This is a genomic window from Arthrobacter sp. MMS18-M83 (genome assembly GCF_026683955.1).
Taxonomy (GTDB): domain Bacteria; phylum Actinomycetota; class Actinomycetes; order Actinomycetales; family Micrococcaceae; genus Arthrobacter.
Genome location: NZ_CP113343.1, coordinates 2,666,839 through 2,692,527, shown reverse-complemented (window position 1 = coordinate 2,692,527; position 25,689 = coordinate 2,666,839). Strand labels below are relative to the sequence as shown.

Genomic DNA, 25,689 nt, shown 5'->3' with positions numbered 1-25,689 from the left:
GTCAGGCCGCCTTCCTCTTGGCATCCATGACCTCTGCCAGCGGGGCGATCCGGACGCCGGCCGAGATGAGCTCCGAGCGGATGAGCCGGGCAAGTTCGACGGCGCCCGGATTGTCCCCATGAAGCAGGACGGTGTCCGTGGAAATGTCGATGTCGGTGCCGTTCGCGCAGCGGATCTTGCCTTCGCAGACCATGCGGACGGTTCGCTCCACAATCGCAGAGGGATCGTGCAGGACGGCGCCGGGCTGGCTCCGCGGAACCAGCGTGCCGTCTTCCTGGTACGCGCGGTCGACGATGCCGACAATGGCCACGGCCAGACCAGCGGAACGTGCCGCTTTGGCCAGTTCGCCCTCCTGGGCGACGACGATGAGTTCGTTGTCTACCCGGGCGGCGGCCTCAGCCACGGCGGCGGCGTAGTCCGCACGCACGGCTACGAGGTTTCCCAGCCGGCCGTGCGGCGCGATGTGGGTGACCTTGGTTCCGTGGAAAGCTGCGAAGCCGGACAGGGCTCCGAGTTGGTACAAAACATCGGAACGTACTTCGTCAGCACTGAGGCCCATGTCCCGGCGACCGAAGCCGCGGAGGTCGGGGAAGCTCGGATGCGCTCCGATGCCGACTCCGCGGCGAACGCACTCAGCAACGGTGGCGTCCATGATGTCGGGATCGCCTGCGTGGAACCCGCAAGCGATATTGGCGCTTGAAACGATCTCCAGAAGATCGGAGTCGCTGCCTATGGTGTAGGCACCGAATCCCTCTCCAAGATCCGCTACAAGATCAATTGTCGGGTTCACGTGGTTCTCTTTCCGTGGTTCTGCATTGACGTCCCGCAATTCCATACGTCCGTGAATCTACAAACGGAACGGCTGGAATATCCGATGAATTCGGCTGCCTGTTCGATTGAAAGTGTTTAGCTAAAATTCTTCAATCAGATGCACTGTCGATAATTCTTTGGTGATAGAAGTCTCGCACCGACGAAGTTCCGGCACAAAGACCTATTCGCTATCACGGGATAGCTCCCGGTTATGACCTACAGCACATGTGCCGCACGCGAAGATCCCGGCGGGGATCAGGTTCGGCGCGGACGCACCGGCGGCCCGGGTGATCGCATGCTGTCGGCCCGAAGGCCATGTGCCCGAAGGTCTCATGGGGTGCTCTTTACGTGACGATCTACTTGTAGGGCAGCGTCCCAAATGCGTCTATATTTGGGTATCGGTGCAATTTGGTTGATGGGGAGTCAACGAACTGCCGGCAATGATTGGGAAACATCACCATGGGGATGTGGATCTCAAATTAGTCGTTGAGAGACAGGTCACACAAAGACTAATTGTGTGTCCCCACATAGAATTTCCTTATGGCATCTATGCCCCTGTGGGGGCCTAGAGGAAGGCAGACCCATGGACACTCGGAAGCTCTCGTACTTTGTAAAGATCGTCGATTCGGGGAGCATCACCAAGGCCGCCGCGGCGCTCCACGTCGCCCAACCTGCCCTCAGCCAGCAGGTGTCTGCGCTTGAAAGCGACCTTAAGCAACGCCTGCTGATCCGCAGCAAGCAAGGAGTCGAGCCAACGGCGGCAGGACACACCCTGTATCGCCATGCCCAGACCATCCTGCGCCTCGTCGAACAAGCGCGGCAGGACGTAGCGACGTCCGGGGCGGCACCGTCCGGCAGGGTGTCCATCGCGATCGCACCGTACAGCATGGCCTCCAGCCTGACGCCGCAGATCATCCGCGAGGTTGGCCGGCGTTACCCGGACATTGTGGTGCACCTGACGGAGATCTTCGGCGGCGTGCTGAGCGAGGCGATCAAGAATGGCCGCCTCGACATGGCCCTGATCTACGAGCCGGGGAAGATCCGCGGAGTGCAGTTCACCACCATGATTGTGGAAGACCTGCACTTGGTGACCCATGAAGACGTCGATGTGGCTCAGGGCCGAACAACAGTCACCCTCGAAGAAGCCAGCAGCCTTGGACTTTTCCTCCCCGAAAAGAACCACACCCTCCGCCAGATCATCGAGAAGGGGCTGGCCGACCGAGGGTTGCCCTTGCGGCTCGTAGGCGAAGTGGAATCCGTTCCGTCGCTTGTTCGGCTCATTCGCGCGAACCTCGGGGCCACCGTGCTACCTAAATCCGCCGCTGATGCGCTCTTCCCCGATGAGACCTTCAAGGTATTGCGGATCGTCGAACCGGCCCTGCAGAGCAAGATTGCCCTGTGCACCCCCGACCATGAGCCGCTGTCCGAGGCCGCCTCGGCCGTGCTCATCCTGGTCAAGGAGATGCTGCAGCAACAATTGATCAGCAAGTACGCGGCCGATCCATCCGAGGCCTGATCCATCCATAACATTGCCTTATCCGGACAGACATCTTTGGTCTTATTCACGGGCGCCTTAATTTCCTATTATCGAATTAGTAAGTAATTCGAAAGCGGCTCACGGATTCCGTGAACCCAATCAAAGGAACAACGGTGAAAAGGATCAGCCAGACCAGCTGGGTTTCGAATCCAACCCTCGGAACGATCAGTGCACGGACCGGATTCCACTGCCCAAGGAATGGTTTCTGGCGTCCTTTGGGTGGCGTGGGCGAACCTCTCTTCGTCTTCGAAGGAAGCCTTATGCCGGCGCATGCCGGGCACAGCATCGAGTGGTATCTGGTCGACGCCCGTACAGGACGCCTCGGACTGGACTGATTCGACCGGCCACCCGCCGTCGTCGGCTCCTCTCCAACCCGCCGCACCACGCAAGGCGCCGTGCCCCTGGCAAGGCGCCTTCTTCGTGCCCGGAAACGGACGCGCAAAAGGCCGGCCACCGCATTCGGTGACCGGCCCCAGCGAGACAATCAGTCTTCGACCAGGAGCCCCTTGGCCTTTAGCTTCTCCGTCAGACCGCACAACTCGATGGTGGTGCCTCCGGCGTGGTAGGCCTTGATGAGCTCGCGTTCGGCGTCGTCGCGGGCCTGGGAGAGTGCGATGACCTCCTCAGCTTCCTCACGGCGCACCACCACGACGCCGTCGGCGTCACCGCGGAGGATGTCTCCGGGGTAGATGATCTCATCGCCGAAGACGAGCGGGTGGTTGATCGGGCCCAGGGTTTCCTTTACCGTGCCCTTGATGCAGACGCTGCCGGAGAAAACAGGCAGGCCCAGGTCGATGAGGTCCTGGGTGTCACGCACGCCGGAATCCGTCACCATGGCCGCAATGCCCTTGGCCTTCATGGCGTTGCCCAGGACGTCGCCGAAAGTGCCGGCGTCGGAAAATTCCTGCGCCCCCACCAAGACGACGTCGCCGGCCTGAGCATAGTGGATGGCAACCTGCAGCATGAGGTTGTCTTGCGGGGCACAGGCCACGGTGACGGCCGGGCCGCAGAAGGACATCGAGCGATCGATCGGCTTGATCTTCGAGCTCAGGGCGCCGCGGCGGCCCTGTGCTTCGTGGATGGTCGCGGAGGAGAACGCCGCGAGGCGGCTGACGACGTCGGCGTCGGGCCTCTGGAATTTGGTCTTTACGTGGATCATTTTCTGAATCTTTCTCTTGGCTGACTTCTGGGGTGCCCGTGGGGCTTAGTTGAGGGCGCTGACTGCCTTGCGGATCGAGTCCACGCCAGCGTTGATGGTCTCCAGCGAGGTCGCAAAGGAGATCCGGAAGTAGGGGCCTAGTCCGTAGGCCGAGCCCTGGATGACGGCGACCGCGGCCGCGTTGAGGAGGTACAGCGTGAAGTCCTGGTCATTTTCGATGACCGTCCCGTCGGGAGCCGTCTTGCCAATGACGCCGCTGCAGTTCACGTAGGCGTAGAAGGCGCCCTCGGCGGCGGCGACGGACAGCCCGTCAATGGCGTTGAGGCCTTGGACGGCGACGTCGCGGCGCTTGCGATATACCTCCACGCTGTCCCGGACGAAGGACTGATCGCCGTTCAGCGCGGCTGCCGCGGCTGCCTGGCTAATGGAGGACGGGCATGAGGACGTCTGCGACTGCAGCTTGTTCATGGCAGCGATCAAGGGTACCGGGCCCACCCCGTAGCCAAGGCGCCAGCCGGTCATTGCGTAGGCCTTGGAGACACCGTTGACCAGCAGGATCCGGTCGCGCAGGGACGGAACCGCCGTGACGAGGCTGGTCACCCGGCCGTCGCCGAAATGGATTTCGTCATAGATCTCGTCGGTGAGGATATAGACGTGCGGGAATTCCTCAAGGACAGCACCCAGGGCCTGTAGTTCTTCGCGGGAGTACACGGCGCCCGTCGGGTTGGACGGTGCGTTGAGGATAAGCCACTTGGTCTTGGGCGTGATGGCTTCCTTCAGGGCGGCCGGAGTCAGCTTGAAGCCGGTGTCTTCTCCGCAAGCGACGATCACCGGAGTGCCGTCGTTGGCGAGGACCATGTCCGGGTAGGACACCCAGTACGGTGCGGGGACGATCACTTCGTCGCCCACGTTGAGCGATGCCATGAGGGCTACGTAAAGGACCTGCTTGGCGCCGCCGCCGATGGTGAGCTGGTTCGGCTCGTAGTGTGCGCCGGTGTGGCTTTCGATCCGGCGGAGGATGGCGGTCTGCAGCTCGGGCGTTCCGGTTACCGAGGTGTATTTGGTCTCGCCGGCGTTGATCGCTTCGATGGCGGCCGCCTTGATGTGGTCGGGGGTGTCGAAGTCCGGCTCGCCGACGGTCAGGTCGATGATCGGGATGCCTTCGGCTCGTAGTTCACGGACGCGGGCGGCGGCCGCAACGCTCGCTGAGGACTTGATGCGTGTGACCCTCGACGCCGGCAGGTACTCGGACATTGTCTTCTCCAGAATCGTGAAACTCAGGATTCGGGTGTCGAATCCCCAATTTCGAGACTAGGCACTGCCGGGCGCCGTGGATAAGACCTAATGTGCGTGGATCAATAAGGGGCACTTATGACGCTTGTGCGGTCTGGCATTGTTTCGCCTTCTTCTCAGCCCATATTGGTTCTTCACATGCACTTTTCTTATGGGTTCACCTGGTATTGGTATTTCCGCAGCTCCGCGAATGCCGCCTAGATTTCATAGATCAGAAGAGTTCGCGAAGAGTCCGAAAGGGATCGCATGGCAGCCCAATCCGGGTCCCTTCGGGGCTCGTCAGCCACCGGCAGGTACGCCTACCGGGCCAAGTCTCCAGCACGACCCCAAGCTGCGGCCAAAGGGGAACATGCCAAGCTCACCCAAGCCCTCGCGGCGTATAGGCAACTCCTGTCCCATGCTGCAAGTGCTATCCGAACATTGACCGCTGCCCGGAATGAGATGATCGCCCAGGCACTGGAAGATGGGCTCCCCCTGGCCACAATTTCCGCAGTGACCGGGGAAAACATTCGGGCCGTCCGGACCATTGCTTTGGCTTATGACCTCCACCCGAGCGGATTTCCGCGCGCCGCGCATGTGGATGCCTTGAGGGCGAAAAGCGATGAACTCAACGCAGCCGAAAGGCACCGCGACCAGATCACAGAACGCAGGGAGGCATTGATCGTCATGGCGCTCCGCACCCAAGCCTGCGACGACCTTGAGCTTGCCTCGCTGACCGGCCTCACGCCCGACCATATCCGCAGGTCAACACGGGGCATCGCACGGACTGCCTAGTTTCCGCGGGCCAGCCCAGACCGCGCCTCTAGCTCGTCATTGCCTCTTTCTTTGCCGGAGGCGTCCTGCAGCTAAACAGTTCCTGCGTTCCTGATCTCCTGGCAATGAGCACCGTCAATGCGCGGGCTGACGTTGAAATCGGTTCAAAATGTTGGATCGATCGCGCACCAACGTTCCAGATGCGCTTCAAGCCCAGCACACGGTCATGCTCATCCGTGGCAACCAAGGGCGGACTTCCCTGCCCTGCCACGGGCCTGCGTTTCCAACACAGACTGACTACCGTCGCGTGCTCCCAGAATTCCACGGCAGTCACGAAGAATTCGCGCCCCTCATCATCTCGGAACAGCCCCGACTGCGGGACGTAAACCGCCCGAAGATCGTACTCCGGGAGGCCTGAACGCCTTGCAGCCGGCGGTTGGGCAAGGGCTGCAGTTCGTTGAGGATTGACATCTGGTTGCGCGACCACGGCATGCTCCATTGAAATTGCGGACGGCCCCTCCTCGACCGCCCTCCGAGCGGCCTCGGGATATCCAATGTAGCTCCGTCCAAGGACCTCCGGAAGAGTGCCGACTACCTACTTAGTTCAGTAGCTCGACGGCGTGTCACCTGTCCCGCCAAAGGGCGCTCCGCCGTCGGGCGTTGCCGGAATGAACTTGTCCGCGAGTGCTTCCGTGCCGCGCGCCAGGAGCGCGACGTCCGCACCGACCAGCACGAAGGACGCGCCGGCGGCCATGTACGCGCGCGCCGTGCCTTCGTTGAAGGCGTTGACGCCGGCCGGCTTTCCCGCCGTCTTCGCCGCGCCAACGCAGTGCTCGACGGCGGCGCGCACCTTCGGGTGTTCCTGCTGTCCCAGCAGGCCCATGGAAGCGGCGAGGTCGGAGGGACCGACGAAGATGGCATCGACGCCGTCGACCGCCAGAATGTCCTCCACCGCCGCGACGGCGGCCTCGGTTTCGATCTGGACCGTCACGCTGACCGTCTCCGAGGCGCGGGCGAGGTAGTCCGGGATGCGGTTCCAACGCGAAGCGCGGGCCAATGCCGAGCCGACGCCCCGCACGCCAAGCGGCGGGTAGCGGACAGCTGCGACGGCGGCCTTGGCTTCCGCGGCGGAGTTGACCATGGGGATGAGCAGGTCCTGCACGCCCAGGTCCAGGTATTGCTTGAGGAGCACGGTGTCGTTGGCCGGCGGGCGGACCACGGCCTGGACGGCGTAGCCGCGGACCGCCTGGAGCTGGGCGAGGATGGATTCGAGGCCGTTGGGGCTGTGTTCGGCGTCGATCAGGAGCCAATCCAAGCCGGCCCCTGCGCACAGCTCGGCGATGAGCGGGCTGCCGGAACACACCCACATCCCGGCGAGGGGCCGGTCCGCGGAGGCCAAGGCTTCGCGAAACGTGCGGTCTGGTTCTACTCGAACCGGCATGTGACAACTCCCAAGGGTCCGTAGTCGGCGTGGACGGTATCCCCTTTGTACACCCAGAGCGGGCGGGTGAAGGAGCCGGCGAGGATGATCTCCCCGGCCTTCAGCCCGTCGCCGTGCGGGGCGATCTTGTTGGCGAGCCAGTGCACGCCGTTCGCGGGATGGTCCAGGACGCCGGCGGCGACGCCGGTTTCCTCCACTGTCTGGTTCTTGTAGAGGATCGCCGATACCCAGCGGAGGTCGACGGCGTCCGGGCGGACAGGGCGTCCGCCCACCACCATGGCACCCATCGCGGCGTTGTCCGAGATGGTGTCCACGATGGTCCGGCCCTCCATCTCAATCCTGGAATCGAGGATCTCGAGGGCCGGAACCACGTAGTCGGTGGCGTTCAGGACGTCGAAGATGGTGCAACCCGGCCCGGAGAGGTCCTTCTTAAGGACGAAGGCCAGCTCCACCTCCACTCTTGGGTGGGTGTACTGGTCCCATGCCACGGAGCAGCCGGTTTCCAGGACCATGTCGTCAAAGATGGCGCCATAGTCGGGTTCGGTGATGCCTGTGGCGGCCTGCATGGCCTTGGACGTCAGCCCGATCTTGCGGCCTACCAGCTTCCGGCCGGCGTCCTCGTTCCTGCGCCGCCACAACTGCTGCACGGCGTAGGAATCCTCCACTGTCATGTCAGGGTAGCGGGCTGTCAGGCGCGGAACCGGGGTCCGGGACCGGCCGGCCTCCAGCAGTTCGTCCGCAATCGCTTCTATCGTCTTCGGGTCAAGCATGGTTTAGACCTGCGCCCCGAGCTTGAAGCCCTCCGCGGCCGCGTCATCCTTGCGGGTGTAGGAGAAGCCGTCGGCGCCGACGGTGACGGCCATTTCGCTTTTTTCCTCGCGGATGATGACGGGTTGGGGGTTGCCGTCCAGGTCCAGGACGAGGGAGGCCTCGGTGTACCAGGAGGGGACCACGGGGTTGCCCCACCAGTCGCGGCGCTGGTTGTCGTGCACGTCCCAGGTGACGGTGGGGTTGTCCGGGTCCCCGGTGTAGTAGTCCTGGGTGTAGATCTCGATGCGGTGCCCGTCCGGGTCCAGGATGTACAGGTAGAAGGCGTTGGAAACGCCGTGCCGGCCGGGGCCGCGTTCGATCCGGTCGCTGATGCGCAGGGCGCCCATCTTGTCGCAGATCTGGATGATGTTGTGCTTCTCGTGCGTGGAGAAGGCGATGTGGTGCAGGCGGGGGCCGTTGCCGCCGGTCAGGGCGGTGTCGTGGACGGTCTGCTTGCGGTGCATCCACGCGGCGTACGTGACGCCGTCGGAGTCCTTGATGTCCTCGGAGACGCGGAAGCCGAGGTCCTCGAGGTACTTCCGGCCGCGGGGAACATCGGGGGTGACCTGGTTGAAGTGGTCCAGACGGACCAGTTCCCCGGCGGAGTAGAGGTCGTAGCGCTGGGTGAGGCGTTCGACGTGTTCCACCTCGTAGAAGAACTCGTAGGGGAAGCCCAGCGGGTCCTCGACGCGTACGGAGTCGCCGACGCCCTTGGTGAAGCCTTCCTTGCGGCGCTCCACCCGGCAGCCCAGCTCGCGGTAGTAGGCCTCGGCGGCGTCCACCTCGGCCGGGGACTTCACCCGGTACGCGAACGCGGCGGCGGCGGCGACGGGTCCCTTGCGGAGGACCAGGTTGTGGTGGATGAACTCCTCGAAGGAGCGCAGGTAGATGGTGTTCTCGTCTTCTTCGGTGACGTGCAGGCCCAGGAGGTCCACGTAGAACTCGCGGGACTTGGCGAGGTCGGTGACGACGAGTTCGAGGTAGGCGCAGCGGACGATATCCGGCGCCGGGACGGCGGGGGTGGGGACGAAGTTGGTCATTGTTGTCTCTCTTCTTTGAAAGGAATTCCACCCAACTGACTCGCAGTAAGTGTCGTTTTGGAGCCTCATAACGACAACAAGTGCGAGTTAGTTGGGTTAGGCGCCGAACTTGGGGGTGTGGACAGTGCCGAGGGTGATGTGCACGGCCTGCTGGTCGGTGTAGAAATCGATGGAGCGGTAGCCGCCTTCGTGGCCCAGGCCCGAGGCCTTGACGCCGCCGAAGGGGGTGCGCAGGTCCCGGACGTTGTGGCTGTTGAGCCAGACCATGCCGGCTTCGACGTTCTGCGCGAAGTTGTGGGCGCGGGTCAGGTTCTGGGTCCAGATGTAGGCCGCCAGGCCGTATTTGGTGTTGTTCGCCAGGGCGAGGGCTTCGTCGTCGTTCTCGAAGGGGGTGATTGCGACGACGGGGCCGAAGATCTCCTCCTGGAAGATCCGGGCGTCGGGCGCGACGTCGGCGAACACCGTCGGCGCGATGTAGTTACCCTCGGGCAGGTGTTCCGGGCGGCCGCCGCCGGCAAGCAGCCGGCCCTCGGTCTTGCCGATCTCCACGTACGAGGCGACTTTGGCGTAGTGCTCGGGATGGACGAGGGCGCCCACCTGGGTCTTGGGGTCGTGCGGGTCCCCGACGACGATGTTCTTCGCGCGGGCGGCGTACTTTTCGCAGAACTCCGCATAGATCGCGCGTTCGACCAGGATGCGGGAGCCGGCGGTGCAGCGTTCCCCGTTGAGGGAGAAAACCCCGAACAGGGCCGAATCGATCGCGGCGTCCAGGTCGGCGTCGGCGAACACGACGCACGGCGATTTGCCGCCCAGCTCCATGGACAGGCCCTTGAGGTTGGCGGCGGCGTTGCGGAAGATCGTCTGGCCCGTGGTGGTCTCCCCGGTGAAGGAGATCAGCGGCACGTCCGGGTGTTTGACCAACGCGTCGCCGGCTTCCTCGCCCAGGCCGTTGACCAGATTGAACACGCCGTCGGGCAGGCCCGCATCCTTGAAGATCTGGGCCCAGAGGGAGGCCGAGAGCGGGGTGAACTCGGCCGGCTTGAGGACCACGGTGTTGCCGGTGGCCAGGGCCGGGGCGAGCTTCCAGGATTCGAGCATGAACGGGGTGTTCCACGGCGTGATCAGGCCCGCGACGCCGATCGGCTTGCGGTTCACGTAGTTGATCTGGGCGCCCGGGACCTTCATGGCGTCGTCGAACTGGGCCACGATCAGGTCCGCGAAGAAGCGGAAGTTCTCCGCCGCACGCAACGCTTGGCCCTTGGCCTGGGTGATCGGCAGGCCGGTGTCGAAAGTCTCGAGCTCGGCGAGCCGGTCTTCCTGGGCCTCGACGGCGTCGGCGATCCTGTTCAGGACGCGGGCACGCTCGCGGGGCTTCATCTTAGGCCACGGACCGTTCACGAAAGCTTCGCGGGCCGCGGCGACGGCGAGATCGATGTCTTCCTTCTGCCCGGCCGCGGCGGTGGCGTAGTTGCCGTTCGATACCGGATCCAGGACATCGAAGGTCTTCCCGCTCACCGAGTCAACGAACTGGCCGTCGATGAAGTGCTGGATGTGGGTGGGAAGGTCCTTCGGCACGTAATGGGCGGTGGTTTCTGGTGCAGTGAACGTCATTACTTTTCCTTTTACTGGTGGAACGCGGGGTCACTTACGGCCCATGTTGAGCCGTTTAATGGGCGCTAAGTGACCCCGCGTTGCTTTGTGCGAGGTATGCGTCGAGGGTGGCGGCGCGGTGCCGGCGGGCGGCTTGTTCGATGGTGTCGGCGTCGGCGTTGCTTTCAATGAGTTGGAGCAGCGCCTCGTGTTCGTCCACGGATTCATGCGCGCGGCCGGGGACGAATCGGAACGTCGAGGCCCTGATCGAGGCGAGCCGGTTCCAGCCCCGGTGCACGAGGTCCAGAATGTGCGGATTCGGGCAGTGTTCAAAGAGCACGCTGTGGAAATCCTGGTTCAGCGCCGTGAAGCGGACCGGATCGAAATGCTCCAGGCAGTCCCGCATCTCCGCATTGACTGCACGGGCCCGGGCGATATCCGCGGCCCCGATCAGCGGTGCGGACAACGCCGTGGCCGCGCCCTCGATGATGCTCAGGGTCTGCATCGTGTACAGGTACTCCGTGGGGTCGATCCCCGAGACCGTGGCGCCGACGTTGCGCTCGAACTTCACGAGACCTTCAGCCTCCAGGCGGCGGATCGCCTCCCGGACGGGGACCACGCTGACGCCCAGGTCCTCGGCGATCTTGGCCAGCACCAGCCGGTATCCGGGCGAGTAAGTGCCATCCACGATCCGCGCCTTGACGGCGGCATAAGCTTGCTCGGATTTGCTCCCGACGGCGATTTCAGTCACCTTGGGCTCCTTCCCACTCTTCGTAGCGGGCACGCCACTGCGCATTCATCGGATAAAGACCGTCCACGCTGTTGCCCTGCCTGACCATCTCGAAGATGAACGCCTCTTCCTTCTCCTGCTCGATGCACTCATCTACCAGTTCCCCGGCGATGGCCGGCGGAATCACCAGGATGCCGTCCGAGTCGGCCACGATGATGTCCCCGGGCTGGACCGTGGCCCCGCCGCAGGCGATGGTGATGTCCGTGTCCCACGGGATGTGCCGGCGCCCCAGCACGGCGGGGTGGGGGTTGGCGAAGTAGGTGGGCATGTCCAGTCCTGCCACCGCTGAGTAGTCGCGGACGCCGCCGTCGGTGATGATTGCCGCCGCGCCGCGCATCTGGGCACGCAGCGCCAGGATGTCCCCCACCGTCCCGGTGCCCTTTTCGCCCCGGGCTTCCATGACCAGGATTTCACCCTCGTTGACGGAATCGATGGCCCGCTTCTGGGCGTTGAATCCGCCGCCGTGGGTCTTGAACAGGTCCTCGCGGTTCGGAACATAGCGCAGAGTCCGGGCGAGCCCGACGACGCGGCGGTCCGGGCGGGTGGCCTGCAGTCCGTCGATGCTTACGTTGTTCAGCCCGCGTTTCCGCAGCTGGCTGGACAACGTGGCGGTGGCGACGCTTTCGAGTTTCTTCTTCAGCTCCGGGGTCAGGACAGGCACGACGACGGTGAGGCCCGCCGCTTCGCGGGAACCGTACGCTTCCTCGCGCTGCACGTCATCGGACTTGGGCCGGGCGCCGAAGTCCGCGAACGCCGTCGTACCTTCCACGACTGTGGTGGCCAGGCGGCCGCTGCTGAGCCCGCCAGCGGTGACCTCAACCTCGACGACGTCGCCGGGTTGGGCGACGGAGGCGCCGGCCGGGGTGCCGGTGAGGATGATGTCGCCGGTTTCGAGGGTGAGTAGCTGGGAGAGATCGGCGACGAGGCGCGCGAAGGGGAACAGCAGGTCTTCGGTGGTGTCGTCCTGGACGAGTTCGCCGTTGTGCCAGGTGCGGATCCTCATTTGGGAGGGGTCGACGTCGGCGGCCGGGATCAGCGCGGGGCCCACCGGAGTGAAACCGTCGCCGCCCTTGGACCGGAGGTTGGAGCCCTTGTCCGCGTAGCGGAGATCGTAGACGCCGAGGTCGTTGCTCGCCGTCACCCACCCGATATGGCTCCACGCGTCCTCAAGGCTCACACGGCGGGCAGGCTTGCCAATAATCAGCGCGATCTCGCCCTCGTACCCGAGGAGTTCACAGCCGGCCGGACGCTCCACTGTTGACGGAGCTTCTGCCGAGCCGAACGTCAGGGACGACGAAGGCTTCAGGAAATAGGACGGCTGTTCCGGGGTGCGGCCGCGCTGCGCGGCCCGGCTGGGGTAGTTAATATGCACCGCGATGACCTTGCGGGCCGCGGCCAGGGTGTGGTCGGTGACCTGTTCCAAGATTGTCTCCTCATCGAGTACGAAATCGTATACGATAACTATGACCGGGGAACTTCGCGACGTCAACCCTTTGGCGCAATACGGCGCCAAAGGTGGCCTGTTGGCTATTTGAGCTCCCCGATTATCGAGGATCGACGACGGATCCCAGGCTCCGCGTAGCGGGCACTCCTGGATGCGACAGACGGCGGAGCAAACGATGAAGAGGCACAAGGCGGCAGCTGTCCTGATGATAGTTCAGGGCGGGCTCATGGAATTGGTGTGTGCCTGGCACTTTCGATCAATCGGCCCAAAGGCTCTGAGCCTGCACGTGGTTGCCAGCGCTCTGCCGTTCCGGGCAGGTCCACGTCCGAGTTGCCGCCGGCTTCGGATCAGGACTGTCACCACTCAGGACGCCTGCGCCAGACCGGAAGGACTGTGTCGGATTCTGCACGATCAATTCAGCCCGACCCGGTTCCCGGCCCCGGAATGACGCGGACGCCTGCGAACCGCCGTCGAATGATTGCGCAGAATCCGACGCAACGGCCAGCCAACCTGTCCGAGACCACCCCCTCGCAACGACTAAACCAAGCGCCTTGTCACCAGCGTCACACCTGGCGTACAGTTTTGGGCAGAACAAGTTCAATTATCGAATCTTGAATTCTATAATTGAACAACCACACAACGAAGTGAGGAAAGCCCGTGCAGTTCCACCACCACGGTTATGTATCCGGTGACCCGCGAGTCCAGCCGGCCGCCGGCGTCGGAATCAAGAGACCCACTGATCTTCCCGACGAGGTCGACGTCCTCATCGTGGGCAGCGGGCCCGCCGGCATGCTCGCCGCCGCGCAGCTGTCCCAGTTCCCGGGCGTCGAAACCCGGATCGTGGAGCGCCGCAGCGGAAGGCTCGCGATCGGCCAAGCCGACGGCATCCAGGCCCGCAGTGTCGAGACTTTCCAAGCCTTCGGGTTTGCCGAGCGGATCATCGCCGAGGCGTACCGGATCACCGAGATGGCGTTCTGGAAGCCAGACCCCGCGGATCCCTCGCGCATCATCCGGTCCGCCCGTGCCCTCGACGATCCGACCGGAGACATCAGCGAATTCCCGCACCTCATCGTCAACCAGGCGCGCGTGCTGGACTACTTCGCCGAGTTCATGGCGAACTCCCCCACCCGCATGTCTCCCGACTACGGGTACGAGTTCCGCGGCCTTGAGGTCACCAACGAAGGCGACTACCCCGTCACCGTGACGCTCCTCCACACGGCCGGCCCCAATGAGGGCCAGGAGCGCATTGTCCGGGCCAAGTACGTCGTCGGCGCGGACGGCGCACGCAGCAAGGTGCGGGAGTCGATCGGCTGCACCCTCGCCGGCGACCAGGCCAACCATGCCTGGGGCGTCATGGATGTCCTCGCGGTCACGGATTTCCCCGACATCCGGACGAAGTGTGCCATCCAGTCCGGCACGGGCGGCAGCATCCTGCTGATCCCGCGCGAAGGCGGCCACCTCTTCCGCATGTACGTCGACCTCGGCGAGGTGGACCGGAATGACAACCGCTCCGTTCGCAGCACCACGATCGAGCAGATCATTGCCAAGGCGAACGACATCCTCCACCCGTACACCCTCGATGTGCGAAACGTCGCCTGGCACAGCGTCTACGAAGTGGGCCACCGCCTCACAGACAGGTTCGACGACGTCCTGCCGGACGAGCGTGGCACGCGCACGCCCCGCGTTTTCATTACGGGCGATGCCTGCCACACCCACAGCGCGAAGGCCGGTCAGGGCATGAATGTCTCCATGCAGGACGGCTTCAACCTGGCCTGGAAGCTCGGTCATGTGCTCGAGGGCCGCAGTCCGGAGAGCCTGCTGTCCACGTACTCGGCCGAGCGCCAAGTCGTTGCCAAGAACCTCATCGACTTCGACAAAGAGTGGTCCGCGCTCATGGCGAAGAAGCCCGAGGAGTTTGAGAACCCCACCGAGCTGGAGAACTTCTACGTGAGCACGGCAGAGTTCCCTGCCGGTTTCATGACCCATTACGCCCCCTCGCCGCTCATCGCCGAGCCCACACACCAAGGTTTGGCGACGGGATACACCATCGGCAAGCGTTTCAAATCCGCGCCCGTGGTGCGCGTCTGCGACACCAACCCGGTCCAACTCGGCCACCAGGCCAAGGCGGACGGACGGTGGCGCATCTATGTCTTCGCGGACGCAGCCCAGGCCGGCGCGCCATCACCCGTCGTCGACTTTGCCGAGTGGATCGCGAACTCGCCGGACTCGCCGTTGGCCGCAACGCCGTCGGGCGCTGACCGCGACGCGTGGTTCGACGTCAAGGTGATTTACCAGCAGGAGCACACGAGCGTCGACATCGGGGCCGTCCCGGAGGTATTCAAGCCTCAGGTGGGGCCGTTCAAGCTCACCTACCTTGAGAACGTCTACGGCACGGATCCTTCGGCTGACATCTTTGAGCTGCGCGGCCTGGACCGCGGCGGCGTCGTGGTGGTGGTGCGCCCGGACCAGTACGTCGCGAACGTCCTGCCCCCCACGGCGACGGCGGAACTCGCAGCGTTCTTCGCGCCCCTCCTGCGATCGGGACGGACCGCGGCAGCGTGAGCTGTTGGCGCATCCTGGCGGGAGTGACTCCGGAAGGGTTCATTCTGTCGGTGGCCCGTCGTAGGGTACCGGCATGGACATCATCATGGTTCCCGGATTCTGGTTGGACGCCTCGTCATGGTCGGAGGTCACGCCGCCGCTCGTTGCTGCGGGACACACCGTCCACCCACTTACGCTGCCTGGGTTGGAGGCCGTTGATGCCCCACGGTCCGGCATCGGCCTCAGGGATCACATCGACGCCGTAGTGGCAGCTGTCGACGCCGTCGGCAAGCCTGTTGTTCTTGTCGGCCACTCAGGCGGAGGTGCGATTATCCACGGCGCCGTCGACGCCCGCCCGGACCGCGTGGTCCGGGCGGTTTACGTGGACAGCGGCCCGCTCGGCGAGGGCGCCGTCATCAACGACGAACTGCCGGTCGAGGGCGACGCCGTGCCCTTGCCACCATGGGAGCTTTTCGAAAATGAGGACCTCGTGGACCTCAATGACGAGCTGCGCGCCGCCTTCCGCGCACGCGCCATCCCGGAGCCAAAGAACGTGGCCACCGATAAACAGCGGCTGCACGATGTTCGCCGCTACGACGTCCCGGCCACCATCATCGCGTGTGAATTCCCCTCCAGCCTGCTCGGCGAATGGATCGAATCCGGCCACCCCTTCGTGGCCGAGCTCGCGCGTATCAACGATGTCGAATTCATGGATCTGCCCACTGGACACTGGCCCCAGTTCACCAAGCCGATTGAACTCGGGGAAGCCATTCTCGCGGCGGTGGAGCGGACTGGTTAAGGGCTGTTTGTGTGCCTCAGGCCTTATATGTGCCTCAGTTGCTCGTCGGGGGCTTGCGGTAGCTGTCCACCGTGACTTCCAGCGCTTCGTCCCATGGTGTTGCCGTGACACCCAGGATCCGCTGCGTCTCCGTGGAGTCGATCACGAAGGGCATCCTGAATTGGTAGCTTGAGGCTGAGATCTCGCGCAGGACAGGAATGACCGTACCGAGGGCCCTGAGTGTCCACTGCGGGATCGCGGCGACCCGGCCCTTCACTCCCCAGCGCTCATTCACCTGCCGCACGATTTCCGAGCGAGGGACGGACGCACTCGGCACATGCCAAGCACGGCCCCATTCACCTGTGTGGTCTGCGGCTGCGATCAGCGTCTCGGCGATATCGGGCAGGAAGCTCCAACTGTGCTCTAGTGCGGGGTCTCCAACGACGCGCGCCGTTTTGGAAGCCAACACTGGTTCGAAAAAGCCACTACCGAGGTGCGTTGACATGCCAGCGGCCCCTGGGCCGAAGTAGTCGCTCGCCCGAACCTCGGCGGCCCGGAGTTCACCGCGTTCGTGCGCGGCCAGCACCTTCTCCCAGCCCGCTTTGCGCACCAGGCCCTTTTTCTCGGTCGTGGCGAGCGGTGAGTTCTCGGTCATCGGACCGTCCGGGGAGCCGTAGGCGTAGAGGTTACCCATGAGCACAAGAGCGGCCCCAGTGTCACGCGCCGCCTTGATCACGGCGTCGAAGATCGGAGGCCAGTCCGCTACCCAGTCGGTGTACGGCGGGTTGGTGCAAACGAAGATTGCGTCGGCCCCGCGAGCGGCCTGCGTGACGGCGGCAGGGTTGTTGGCGTCCAGCTTCACCGGAGCCGCACCAGGGATCGTAGTGCCGCTGCGGGTGCCGAGAGTGACTTGGTCTCCACGGGCGGTGAGCTGCCTCGCAAGCGTCCCGCCTACGAGTCCCGCGCCGAGGATGAGTTGGTTTGCCACGATGGTTATCTCCTGAGCTGTCCGGCCAATCCGTTGCTGGGTGACATCGCACACCCTACAACACGAAGGAGGCCATCACCCTTGACAAGATTCGAGGGGGCATGAATGATACGAGCCTCACCAGCTTTGTCCTCCTTCCCTTGGACAGTGGCTGAATTGGTGTCCGGCATTGTCGAAAGAGTGTATTGACAGTAATCGTGTGGGCGTGTTTTTCGGTCGGGATGGTTGGGCTGCTCCTGAACTGGATGAGTGTCATCGGAACCCTGATAGTTCCTCGGCCGCTTCACAGCACCCTTTCACGGGTGACCCATATGGTCACGGCGAAGATGTTCTTTGCCATCACGAAACACGTAACCTCGTACGAAGCACGTGACCGGATCCTTGCCTGGCAGTCTCCGATGTCGCTATTCGTCCGCTTGCTTGTTTGGGTGATCCTTTTCGACTTGTCGTTCAGCCTCCTGCTTCTTCCCTTCGTCGACGGTGACATCTGGCAGGCCGCTAGCGAAGCTGGCTCCGCGATGTTCACGCTCGGCTACGCTGCGCCGTCGAACGTTGGCAACACAGTGTTGGTGTACGTAGCCGCGTATACCGGGTTGATAGTCATCGCTTTACAGATTGGCTACCTGCCAACGCTTTATGCGGCCTTCAACAGGCGTGAAGCGGAAGTCACGCTCCTGGTGTCGAGGGCAGGCTCGCCGTCGTGGGGACCTGAGCTTCTGGTGCGCACACGGTTTGGCATGGCCGCCCAGAACAGCACCAGCGAGCTTAGCGATCTCTACCGCATCTGGGAGCGGTGGGCCGCTGATGTGGCAGAATCACACAGCACTTACCTCACGTTGGTGTGGTTCCGTTCACCCGCTCCGCAATCGAACTGGCTCAACTCCCTGCTCAGTGTGATGGACGCGGCTGCGTTGCAACTTTCGTTGAGTCCGGGGTCTGCACCGAGTACCCGGGCGCGGCTGGTTCTTCGGATGGGGTTCACTTGCCTGAATCAAGTGGCGCGGGCCATTCGTATCCCGGTGGACGATGATCCCGATCCCGATTCCCCACTCGACGTGACTTTCGAAGACTTCCAAGCGGCAGTGGAACTCCTGCGAACCGTCGACTACCCGGTTGAAGTGACAGCGGAACAGGCCTGGCCCCATTTCAGGGGCTGGCGCGTCAATTACGAAAAGGTAGCGTACGCCCTCGCCTACGCAATCGACGCCCCGCCTTCAATGTGGAGTGGCCCGCGGCGATTCCCGTCGGAACCGACAATGCCGTTCCGGCCGAAGAACCGTACCTCAAAGGAAGTAAAGCCAGACGATCCGCAAATGCTTGGCCAGCGGAGGACACGCTAAAGGTTGACCGACATAGAAAAGGAGAAGCATCATGCCCATGATCGACGTATATGCCACCACCGGGACCTTTGCAGACAAGCACCAGCTCGCGATTGACCTGGCGTCGACTGTGATGCGGGTGGAGCAGGTTCCGGACATTCCGATGTTCCGAAAGAACACGGCAGCATTCATCCATGAACTCCCGGAAGGGGACCTGTCGAATGTCGACGGCGACAGCCGCGACGTGCGGGTCCAGGTGCTCACGAACGCGGGCGCATTGGACCGCGACAAGCAGCTCGTCTTGGTCGAACAGCTCACTGCCCTCATCGCAACAGCCGCGGCGGACCCGACGCTACCCGAACGCACTTGGGTTCTCCTGACAGAAGCGCCCGACGGCGGTTGGGGCCTCAACGGCCACGCCAACACCAACAATGAACTCATCGAGGCCGCGCGTGCGCAGATCGCCTCTCTCCAAGGGCAACCCCCGCAGGGCTGAACTTCCGGAAGTAACCGGAGATGGGGGCACCAGGCGCCCACGGACGTGAACGCGGCTACTCGGCAAACACCTGCTTGGCGACCGCCATGGCGGACATCGCCTTCGGCCAGCCCGCGTAGAACGCCAAATGCGTGATTGCCTCGCTCAATTCGGCCTCGGTCAGTCCGTTGGCCTTCGCCAGGCGCAGGTGTCCAAAAAGCTGTTCGGTGCTGCCGCTCGTTACGAGACTCGCAACGGTAATGAGGCTCCGGTCGCGCTTGGCCAACTCGGTCCGTTCCCAGACGTCGGCGAAGAGCACGTCGTCGGTGAGTGAGGCCAGTTTGGGCGAGATGTCCCCGACGAGTTGCTGGGCGCGGGATTGTTCGGTCATGTTGTTCTCCTTGTTCGTGATTCTCCGGCCGGGGCGAAGGGCGGGCCTTCGGTGCCTTCGTCGTCCTCCGCGGGTGCCCAGCTGTTGAGCAGACGGAGTCCTTCCTCGGACCGGGAGCCGGGTTCGGCGGCGTAGATGAGCAGCGTCAGGCCCTCGTCCGTGGCCAGTTGCATAGCCTCGTACGTGAGTTCTAAATCGCCGACGACGGGGTGCCGCAGGCGCTTGGTGCCGTTGCGATGGGTGAGGACTTCGTGGGAGGCCCAGAGCTGGCGGAAGGGTTCGCTGTGGGTCGCGAGTTCCCCGATGAGGTCGGTCAGGCCTTTGTCGTAGGGATGCCTGCCAGCCTCGGCGCGCAGCGTTGCGACCATGCCGCGGGCCATCTCCGGCCAGTCGGGATAGAAGTCCGCCGCGCGCGGGTCCAGGAAAAGGAACCGGGCGGTGTTCCCTGGGCGTCGGGGATCGATGAAGATCGGCGCGTAGAGCGCCCGTCCCAGACGGTTGCTGGCAAGGAAGTCGGCTTTGCCGTTTCTGACCCAAGCCGGTGCCGCGATCGAGTCGAGTATGCGCTGCAAGGCCGGGCGCACGTGAGTCACTGCCGGGCGTGCCATGCGGGTGCCGCTGCTGTTGGCTGTGTTGGCGAGGTCGTAGAAGTGGGCGTGCTCAACCTCGCTCAGCTGGAGCGTGCGTGCGACCGCGTCAAGAATGCTTTCCGAGACGCCGGAGAGGTTGCCCCGCTCCATCCGCACATAGTAATCCACGCTCACGCCGGCGAGCATCGCCACTTCCTCCCGGCGAAGGCCCTTGACGCGTCGGTGCCCACCATAGACCGGAATCCCGGCCTGTTCGGGTGTGACGCGGGCACGGCGGGACGTCAGGAAGTCCCGGACCTCGGTCCTGTTATCCATTCCCCTACCTTAGTTTCGACGACGGCGACGCACGGGTTCGCCGCTTCAGGCCTGGCCTGCGGGGCGCAGCAGGATCTCGTTGATGGTCAGGCGTCGGGGCCGGCTGACGGCGAACGCGATGACTTCGGCGATGTCCTCTGCCGTGACAGCCACCTGGCTGTACATCGCCTCGGCGCCCGCCCTGGTCTGTTCGTGCGTGATGTGGCTTGGCAACTCGGTGGCAACCGCCCCCGGTTCGATGACCGTCACGCGAACCCCTGGTTGCAGTTCTTGCCGGAGCGATTCCGACCAACCGTTGATCCCCCACTTCGTCGCGGCGTAGACGCCATTGCCGGGCCGGGCCGTCCTGCCAGCAACGGAAGAAATGTTCACCAAGTCCCCGCCACCATCTCGGAGCTGGTCCAGGAAAACCTCGGTTGCTGTGATCGCGCCGATCAGGTTCACCTCGATCATTTGGCGGTAGTCGTCCTGCTGATCCGAAGAGAACGGACCGAGCAGCATGATCCCCGCGTTGTTTACCAAAACGTCAGTCCCGCCGAACTCGGCCTTGACCCGTTCCGCAGCCGCCAGCAGGGAGCCGCGGTCGGTGACGTCCGCCTCGATAGCAATGGCGCCATCCCCGAGTTCATCCGCCAGCGCCTGGATCCGGTCGACCCTTCGTGCAAGCAACGCCACACGATACCCATCCGCAGCGAGCGCCCTCGCCGTTGCGGCACCGATTCCCGACGACGCGCCGGTGATGACGGCTACCCGTCCCTGTCCAGTACTCATTGTTGGCCCCTCGTTCGGTGTGCTTTTCGGCTTCGCTTTCAATCCTAGGAACGCGCAACAGAATGAGGGAGGGCCGGTCTTTACCTGTTTCGCGGCGGGACGCCGGGTGTTAGCGGGGGGACGCCGGGTATACAACGCCTAAAGCGATGGATATCTTCTGAGACCCACCATGCCCCCGGCGGCGATCAGTGCTCCGCCAAAGGCCAAAAGCCATCCCGCCACAGACAAGGTCGGTGCCACGGGCTGACCGTTCGGGGCTGGGCCACCGGGGTCAACACTGGGGCCAGCCGCCGACGCTGAATTCCGAGCCGAAGGAGCGGGAGGAGTGACAAACGGCGTCGGCACTGCGGACCCTGTCGCAGCTGGTGGCGCGGTCTTGATCGGGTCCGGCTCCACGGTCGCCACCGGCGACGGGGGTGAGGCTCCGCCGGCCGGAACCGTAGCTCCCGGATCCGGTTGTGGTTGCGGTTGTACCGGTGGACTAGGCGTGCCTGGCGGGGTGGGTTTGCCCGACGGCCGGGGAGTCGCGGAGCTGCCGGGCGAGCACATGCCGACCAGTCCAAGAAGGCCCGGCGAATCGCAAGGCGCGGCCACTGCAGTCCCTGCCGGTGCAAGTGCGATCAGGCACAAAGCGAAAGGAATCGCGACAAGGGCAGATTGAACCTTCCGGCGAGTCATGGCTTCGACTCTACCTACTGAGCGGGAACTTGGGAGACAGGTGAAGCCTGGCCGATCCACAAGACCGGCCCACCAAAGATCAAGGCCGAATCGAAAGCCGCTTAGGCATCCGAGGATTCTCAGGGCGTGATTGGCCCTTCCAGGACACGGAGCGCAAGGGAAGCATCCCCCTCGATGACGGCGGAGTCTGTGAGGTCTGAACGTCCCCAGAGACCGAGATACATGCTGCGCAGAGGCGCAGTAATCGACGCCGCGACGGGCCCCGTACCAATGGTCCGGCTGCCGGATCCTGGGACGTTGAAGGTCACGGCGGCTTCCGGTTGCGGCATACGCCCCAGCCTCAGCTGGCGCGGGATGAACATTTCCAAAACCTCGTCGATTCCATCGAACATGAAGTCTTCACTGAAGGCGGGGGCCTCCAGATCTGATGCCAAGCAGGCGTCGACAAGGTGGATCGCGTGTTCGTGTGCTTGGCGCCTGAGCCAGAATCCGGCCTTGCGGGGAGGGGGCCCGAAATTCCAGCATTCTTTCTCGGGATCCATCCTCGCCATTGTCTCGAGAAACGAGTTCGACCCCTCGAGGAACCACCCTGCAGCGCCGACGGAAGGGGCAGGACGTTCCTCGACGAGCTTCCCCCAAGAATAATCTCCGCAGCCCATCGTTCGATCGAGCCAAGGTGCCCGAAAAGTCCGTCGAGTGTCCAACCCGGACAGGCGGGAACCGAATGTGCAAGCTTATCTTCAGGTTGTCTGGCAAGGATGCGGAGTTGATCGACGCAGATGGACAGCTCGGCAAGGTAGAGATCGGGCGACATGGATCGAGCATAGACCGGCGCCGGACTCATGGCATGAACCGGTACCCAATCCCCACCTCGGTGATCAGGTGGCGAGGGTTCCCGGCTTCCGGTTCCAGTTTCCGCCGGAGCTGGGCCATGTACACGCGCAGGTAGTTGGCTTCCTTGGCGTACGCTGGCCCCCAGACCTCGCTGAGGAGCTGTTGCTGGGTGATCAGCTTCTCCGGGTTCCGCACGAACAGATCCAGGATCCTCCACTCGGTCGGCGTCAGGCGGACGTCCACGCCATCGCGCGTTACACGCCTCATGGCCAGGTCCACCGTGAACGAGTCAGTGACCAGCACGGGCGGCTCTTCGCCCGGATCCGCGGTTCGCCGCAGGATCGCCCGGAGGCGGGCCAGCAGCTCATCGAGCCCGAACGGCTTGGTGATGTAGTCATCCGCGCCGGCGTCGAGGGCTTCAACTTTGTCGTCGGAGCCATGCCGGGCGGAAAGGACCAGGATGGGCACGTTGCTCCACGCACGCAACCGGGTAATGACAGTGGTTCCGTCGATATCCGGCAACCCTAGGTCGAGGATCAGTACGCCCACCGGATGCTGGGCGGCAGAGCGCAAGGCCGATTCGCCGTCGGACGCGGTGGCCACGGTGTAACCGTGGGCCTGGAGGGTAATCCGCAAGGCTTTGACGATATGGGGATCGTCGTCCACCACCAGGACGTTGCTCATCTCGCCTCCCTGGGGGCGCTATCTGGACTGCCCGACGGCGGCATGTGGCGGCGCTCCATGAGCACCGATTGCGCTTCCAAGGGAGCTTGCGCCTCCTCATGCGGGAACGCGACCCCGGTAGATAACGGCAGCCGGATGACCATAGTCAAACCACCACCCGGAGTCTCTTCCGCGGTGAGTGTGCCTCCCATCGCTTCCGTGAATCCCTTGGCTACAGCGAGGCCAAGGCCAACCCCGGTGGTGGAAGGAACGTCGTTGAGCCGCTGGAACGGCTGGAACATCCTGACGACGCTTTCGGCTGGGACTCCTTGGCCGTGATCGATGATGCGCAGCTCTCCTGACGGTCTCCCGTCCAGGGTTGAGGAACTGAGGCCGCCTGCTGCACCCACCAGGACCACATCCGAATCCGGAGCGTATTTGATGGCGTTCTCCACGATGTTGGCGATGACTCTTTCCAGCATTCCGGAGTCGGCGTCGATCTCCGGCATGTTTCCGGGCAAGTCGACGCGCACCCTCCCCGGCGGTACGCCATGCAGGGCGGCCGGAATCACTTCGTACCAGCGCACCGGGCGGATGAGCGCGTTCACCGAGTCCGAGGTAATGCGGGACATGTCCAGCAGGTTCCCCACCAGGACGTCGAGCCTGTCCGAGCATTCCTCGATGGTTGCCAACAGTTCCTGCTCCTCCTCGGGCGTGTAGTGGACATTGCTTTGCCGCAAGCCCCCCACGGCCAATTTGATCCCGGCCAGCGGAGTCCGGAGGTCATGGGAGACGGCACGCAGGATGGACGTGCGCATCGTGTTGCTTTCCGCCAAGCGCATGACCTCACGGCGGCTGGCCGCCAATTGGCGCCGCTCGAGCTGGGCCGATAGATGCGCGCCGAAGGCGCTCAGCAGCCGGCGGTCGCTGGCGGGCAGGATTCGGCCGGATAGGACCAATCGGGTTCCGGCGTCGATCTGTTCGGTGTTGTCGGCGCCGTCGGGAGGAAGGGGTGCGGCCTCCCCTGCTTTGGCGACAAGGCGCCAACCGCCGGTAGCTGCGCCCGGGGAACCCGCGCCTGTTGCCCTGAAAAGTGCCGCCCCGCGCATCTGGAACACGTCCAGCGCTTGCTTCAAGAGTCCCTCGACGGTGTCCTCCGCGCTCGATGCTCCACGCGTGAGATCACCTAAGGTGGTGGCTTCGGCACGAGCACGGGCGGCCTCCTTGGAACGCCTGGCCGAGACGTCCACCACGGCGGCCACAGCGGCTGAAACACCCACGAAGACAAGCAAAGCAAGGATGTTCTCGGGGTCGCTGATGGTCAGGGTGCCCACGGGGGGTATGGAGAAGTAATTCACAAGCAGGCTGCTCCATAGGGCACCGAGCAGGGCGGGCCACAACCCGCCGACCAGGGCTACCGCCACAGAGCCAGTCAGCTGGAGGAGCACGGCCGTCGCAATGTTGTGCGAAGGACTCGCTGCCAGCAGGAGCTGCAAAAGAACCGGAAGGACCACCGCCATCGCAAATCCGACCATCACCCTGGCACGCCCAAGGTCCCGCTGCCGCGGACGGTCAACCCCCCGGCCGCCCAAGGGATGCGACACCATGTGCACGTCGATGTCACCGGAGTCCCGCACCACCCGGTTGCCGATCCCCCGGCCGGTCAGCCTGCCAACGACGGACCGGCGCCGGGAAATCCCGACGACGATCTGCGTCGCGTTAACGCTGCGGGCGAAGTCAAGCAAAGCCCTCGCGGGATCCTCCCCCGCCACCGTGTGGTAGCTCCCGCCCAAATCCCGGACCAATAGCCGCTGGGCTTCCAGCGCCTGCGGCGATTCCGAGGCCACCCCATCGGCAGCACGGACGTGCACGGCCAGCAAGTCGCCGCCGTTGACGCGCTTGAGAATGCGGGCGGCCCGGCGGATGAGGACGTCCCCTTCAGGCCCGCCCGTAAGGCCAATAACAATCCGCTCGCGGGCCGGCCAGCTCGCCTCGATCCCCTGTTCCGAACGGTACTTCGCGAGCCCTTCGTCCACGCGGTCGGCCAACCAGAGAAGCGCCAGTTCCCGCAGGGCAGTCAGGTTGCCGAGCCGGAAATAGTTAGACAATGCGGCATCGATCTTGTCCGCCGAATAAATCTTGCCGTCGCCCAACCGCTGCCGCAGCAGCTCCGGTGAAATGTCCACAATGTGGATCTGATCGGCGCGCCGCACGACGTCGTCGGGCACCGTCTCCGACTGCCGCACATCGGTGATGGCACTCACGACGTCCCCCAAGGAGGCCAGATGCTGCACGTTGACGGTGGAGAGGACGTTGATGCCGGCGTCGAGCAGTTCCTCGACGTCCTGCCAGCGCTTGTGATTCCGGCTTCCGGGGATGTTCGAGTGGGCATATTCATCGACGACGGCGATCCGCGGCTTGCGGGCCAGGACAGCGTCGACGTCCATCTCTTCGAAGGCGGTGTCCCGGTACGCGATGGTGTGCGGCGGGATGACTTCCAATCCGTCCATCAAGGCACGGGTGTCGCTGCGCCCATGGTCCATGGCGAAGGCCACCACCACGTCCTCGCCACGTCCGCTCAGCCGGTGGGCCTCCTCGAGCATGGCGTAGGTCTTACCTACCCCCGGGGCTGCCCCGAGGAAAATGCGCAGCGTCGCCCGTGCCATGTGGTCATTCTTT

23 protein-coding genes and 1 pseudogene are annotated in these 25,689 nt (G+C 63.9%); 7 read left to right on the top strand and 17 right to left on the bottom strand.

The features are described from left to right. Position 1: 1 nt before the first annotated feature. Positions 2 to 790 (bottom strand): LamB/YcsF family protein, encoded by a 789-nt coding sequence (locus OW521_RS12680; protein ID WP_268019995.1) that lies wholly within the window; start codon positions 788 to 790, stop codon positions 2 to 4. 603 nt (positions 791 to 1,393) lie between these two features. On the opposite strand from OW521_RS12680, the gene OW521_RS12675 reads away from it, so the two are divergent. Next, positions 1,394 to 2,326 carry a LysR substrate-binding domain-containing protein gene (locus OW521_RS12675; RefSeq protein WP_268019994.1) on the top strand — a complete coding sequence of 311 codons (933 nt, stop codon included), beginning with the start codon at positions 1,394 to 1,396 and terminating at the stop codon, positions 2,324 to 2,326. 134 nt (positions 2,327 to 2,460) lie between these two features. Continuing rightward, positions 2,461 to 2,682 carry a hypothetical protein gene (locus OW521_RS12670; RefSeq protein WP_268019993.1) on the top strand — a complete coding sequence of 74 codons (222 nt, stop codon included), beginning with the start codon at positions 2,461 to 2,463 and terminating at the stop codon, positions 2,680 to 2,682. 149 nt (positions 2,683 to 2,831) lie between these two features. On the opposite strand, the gene OW521_RS12665 is transcribed toward OW521_RS12670, so the two are convergent. Further along, positions 2,832 to 3,506, bottom strand: coding sequence for a 4-carboxy-4-hydroxy-2-oxoadipate aldolase/oxaloacetate decarboxylase (locus tag OW521_RS12665; RefSeq protein WP_268019992.1), 675 nt, complete (start codon positions 3,504 to 3,506; stop codon positions 2,832 to 2,834). Positions 3,507 to 3,551: 45 nt separating this feature from the next. Next, a complete protein-coding gene (locus OW521_RS12660; RefSeq protein ID WP_268019991.1) occupies positions 3,552 to 4,760 on the bottom strand; it encodes an aspartate transaminase in 1,209 nt (402 codons plus the stop codon). 285 nt (positions 4,761 to 5,045) lie between these two features. Between OW521_RS12660 and OW521_RS12655 the strand changes: the two genes are divergently transcribed. Beyond that, on the top strand, positions 5,046 to 5,573 hold the full coding sequence (locus tag OW521_RS12655) for a hypothetical protein (protein WP_268019990.1): 528 nt from the start codon (positions 5,046 to 5,048) through the stop codon (positions 5,571 to 5,573). A 583-nt stretch (positions 5,574 to 6,156) separates the two neighbouring features. Here the strand turns inward: OW521_RS12655 and OW521_RS12650 are convergent. The 6 genes from OW521_RS12650 to OW521_RS12625 all read right to left on the bottom strand — a co-directional run bounded on the left by OW521_RS12650 (position 6,157) and on the right by OW521_RS12625 (position 12,646). Further along, on the bottom strand, positions 6,157 to 6,993 hold the full coding sequence (locus OW521_RS12650) for an HpcH/HpaI aldolase family protein (RefSeq protein ID WP_268019989.1): 837 nt from the start codon (positions 6,991 to 6,993) through the stop codon (positions 6,157 to 6,159). Further along, positions 6,978 to 7,763, bottom strand: coding sequence for a 2-oxo-hept-4-ene-1,7-dioate hydratase (hpaH, locus tag OW521_RS12645; RefSeq protein WP_268019988.1), 786 nt, complete (start codon positions 7,761 to 7,763; stop codon positions 6,978 to 6,980). Before hpaH ends, OW521_RS12650 begins: the two co-directional genes overlap by 16 nt. Positions 7,764 to 7,766: 3 nt before the next feature. After that, positions 7,767 to 8,843, bottom strand: a complete 1,077-nt coding sequence (gene hpaD, locus OW521_RS12640) for a 3,4-dihydroxyphenylacetate 2,3-dioxygenase (protein ID WP_268019987.1) — start codon at positions 8,841 to 8,843, stop codon at positions 7,767 to 7,769. Positions 8,844 to 8,939: 96 nt separating this feature from the next. Continuing rightward, positions 8,940 to 10,454 carry a 5-carboxymethyl-2-hydroxymuconate semialdehyde dehydrogenase gene (hpaE, locus tag OW521_RS12635; protein WP_268019986.1) on the bottom strand — a complete coding sequence of 505 codons (1,515 nt, stop codon included), beginning with the start codon at positions 10,452 to 10,454 and terminating at the stop codon, positions 8,940 to 8,942. 55 nt (positions 10,455 to 10,509) lie between these two features. Continuing rightward, complete coding sequence (locus OW521_RS12630; RefSeq protein ID WP_268019985.1) at positions 10,510 to 11,184, bottom strand: GntR family transcriptional regulator; 675 nt, start codon at positions 11,182 to 11,184, stop codon at positions 10,510 to 10,512. Then, a complete protein-coding gene (locus OW521_RS12625) occupies positions 11,177 to 12,646 on the bottom strand; it encodes a fumarylacetoacetate hydrolase family protein (protein ID WP_268019984.1) in 1,470 nt (489 codons plus the stop codon). Before OW521_RS12625 ends, OW521_RS12630 begins: the two co-directional genes overlap by 8 nt. Positions 12,647 to 13,324: 678 nt before the next feature. On the opposite strand from OW521_RS12625, the gene OW521_RS12620 reads away from it, so the two are divergent. Both OW521_RS12620 and OW521_RS12615 read left to right on the top strand, forming a co-directional pair. Then, the gene (locus tag OW521_RS12620) at positions 13,325 to 15,229 is read left to right on the top strand and encodes an FAD-binding monooxygenase (protein ID WP_268019983.1); all 1,905 of its coding nucleotides are present in this window, start codon (positions 13,325 to 13,327) and stop codon (positions 15,227 to 15,229) included. Positions 15,230 to 15,302: 73 nt separating this feature from the next. Next, positions 15,303 to 16,007, top strand: a complete 705-nt coding sequence (locus tag OW521_RS12615) for an alpha/beta fold hydrolase (RefSeq protein WP_268019982.1) — start codon at positions 15,303 to 15,305, stop codon at positions 16,005 to 16,007. Between the two features lie 34 nt (positions 16,008 to 16,041). Here OW521_RS12615 and OW521_RS12610 read toward each other — a convergent pair whose 3' ends face one another. After that, positions 16,042 to 16,974 carry an NAD-dependent epimerase/dehydratase family protein gene (locus OW521_RS12610; protein ID WP_268019981.1) on the bottom strand — a complete coding sequence of 311 codons (933 nt, stop codon included), beginning with the start codon at positions 16,972 to 16,974 and terminating at the stop codon, positions 16,042 to 16,044. 185 nt (positions 16,975 to 17,159) lie between these two features. On the opposite strand from OW521_RS12610, the gene OW521_RS12605 reads away from it, so the two are divergent. Both OW521_RS12605 and OW521_RS12600 read left to right on the top strand, forming a co-directional pair. Beyond that, positions 17,160 to 18,314, top strand: a complete 1,155-nt coding sequence (locus tag OW521_RS12605) for a hypothetical protein (RefSeq protein ID WP_268019980.1) — start codon at positions 17,160 to 17,162, stop codon at positions 18,312 to 18,314. Positions 18,315 to 18,345: 31 nt separating this feature from the next. Next, on the top strand, positions 18,346 to 18,789 hold the full coding sequence (locus OW521_RS12600) for a hypothetical protein (RefSeq protein WP_268019979.1): 444 nt from the start codon (positions 18,346 to 18,348) through the stop codon (positions 18,787 to 18,789). Between the two features lie 55 nt (positions 18,790 to 18,844). On the opposite strand, the gene OW521_RS12595 is transcribed toward OW521_RS12600, so the two are convergent. The 7 genes and pseudogenes from OW521_RS12595 to OW521_RS12565 all read right to left on the bottom strand — a co-directional run bounded on the left by OW521_RS12595 (position 18,845) and on the right by OW521_RS12565 (position 25,676). After that, positions 18,845 to 19,159 carry a carboxymuconolactone decarboxylase family protein gene (locus OW521_RS12595; RefSeq protein WP_268019978.1) on the bottom strand — a complete coding sequence of 105 codons (315 nt, stop codon included), beginning with the start codon at positions 19,157 to 19,159 and terminating at the stop codon, positions 18,845 to 18,847. Beyond that, entirely contained in the window at positions 19,156 to 20,064 is a 909-nt protein-coding gene (locus tag OW521_RS12590) for a helix-turn-helix transcriptional regulator (protein WP_268019977.1), read from the bottom strand. Before OW521_RS12590 ends, OW521_RS12595 begins: the two co-directional genes overlap by 4 nt. Positions 20,065 to 20,109: 45 nt before the next feature. Next, entirely contained in the window at positions 20,110 to 20,835 is a 726-nt protein-coding gene (locus tag OW521_RS12585) for an SDR family oxidoreductase (protein ID WP_268019976.1), read from the bottom strand. A gap of 797 nt (positions 20,836 to 21,632) precedes the next feature. After that, on the bottom strand, positions 21,633 to 22,172 hold the full coding sequence (locus OW521_RS12580) for a maleylpyruvate isomerase family mycothiol-dependent enzyme (RefSeq protein WP_268019975.1): 540 nt from the start codon (positions 22,170 to 22,172) through the stop codon (positions 21,633 to 21,635). 32 nt (positions 22,173 to 22,204) lie between these two features. After that, a pseudogene (locus OW521_RS12575) lies at positions 22,205 to 22,327 on the bottom strand (maleylpyruvate isomerase family mycothiol-dependent enzyme); the annotation flags it as partial. A gap of 26 nt (positions 22,328 to 22,353) precedes the next feature. Beyond that, positions 22,354 to 23,031 carry a response regulator gene (locus OW521_RS12570; protein WP_268019974.1) on the bottom strand — a complete coding sequence of 226 codons (678 nt, stop codon included), beginning with the start codon at positions 23,029 to 23,031 and terminating at the stop codon, positions 22,354 to 22,356. Continuing rightward, positions 23,028 to 25,676: an ATP-binding protein gene (locus OW521_RS12565; RefSeq protein WP_268019973.1), complete on the bottom strand. Its 2,649-nt coding sequence runs from the start codon at positions 25,674 to 25,676 to the stop codon at positions 23,028 to 23,030. Before OW521_RS12565 ends, OW521_RS12570 begins: the two co-directional genes overlap by 4 nt. Positions 25,677 to 25,689 lie beyond the last annotated feature (13 nt).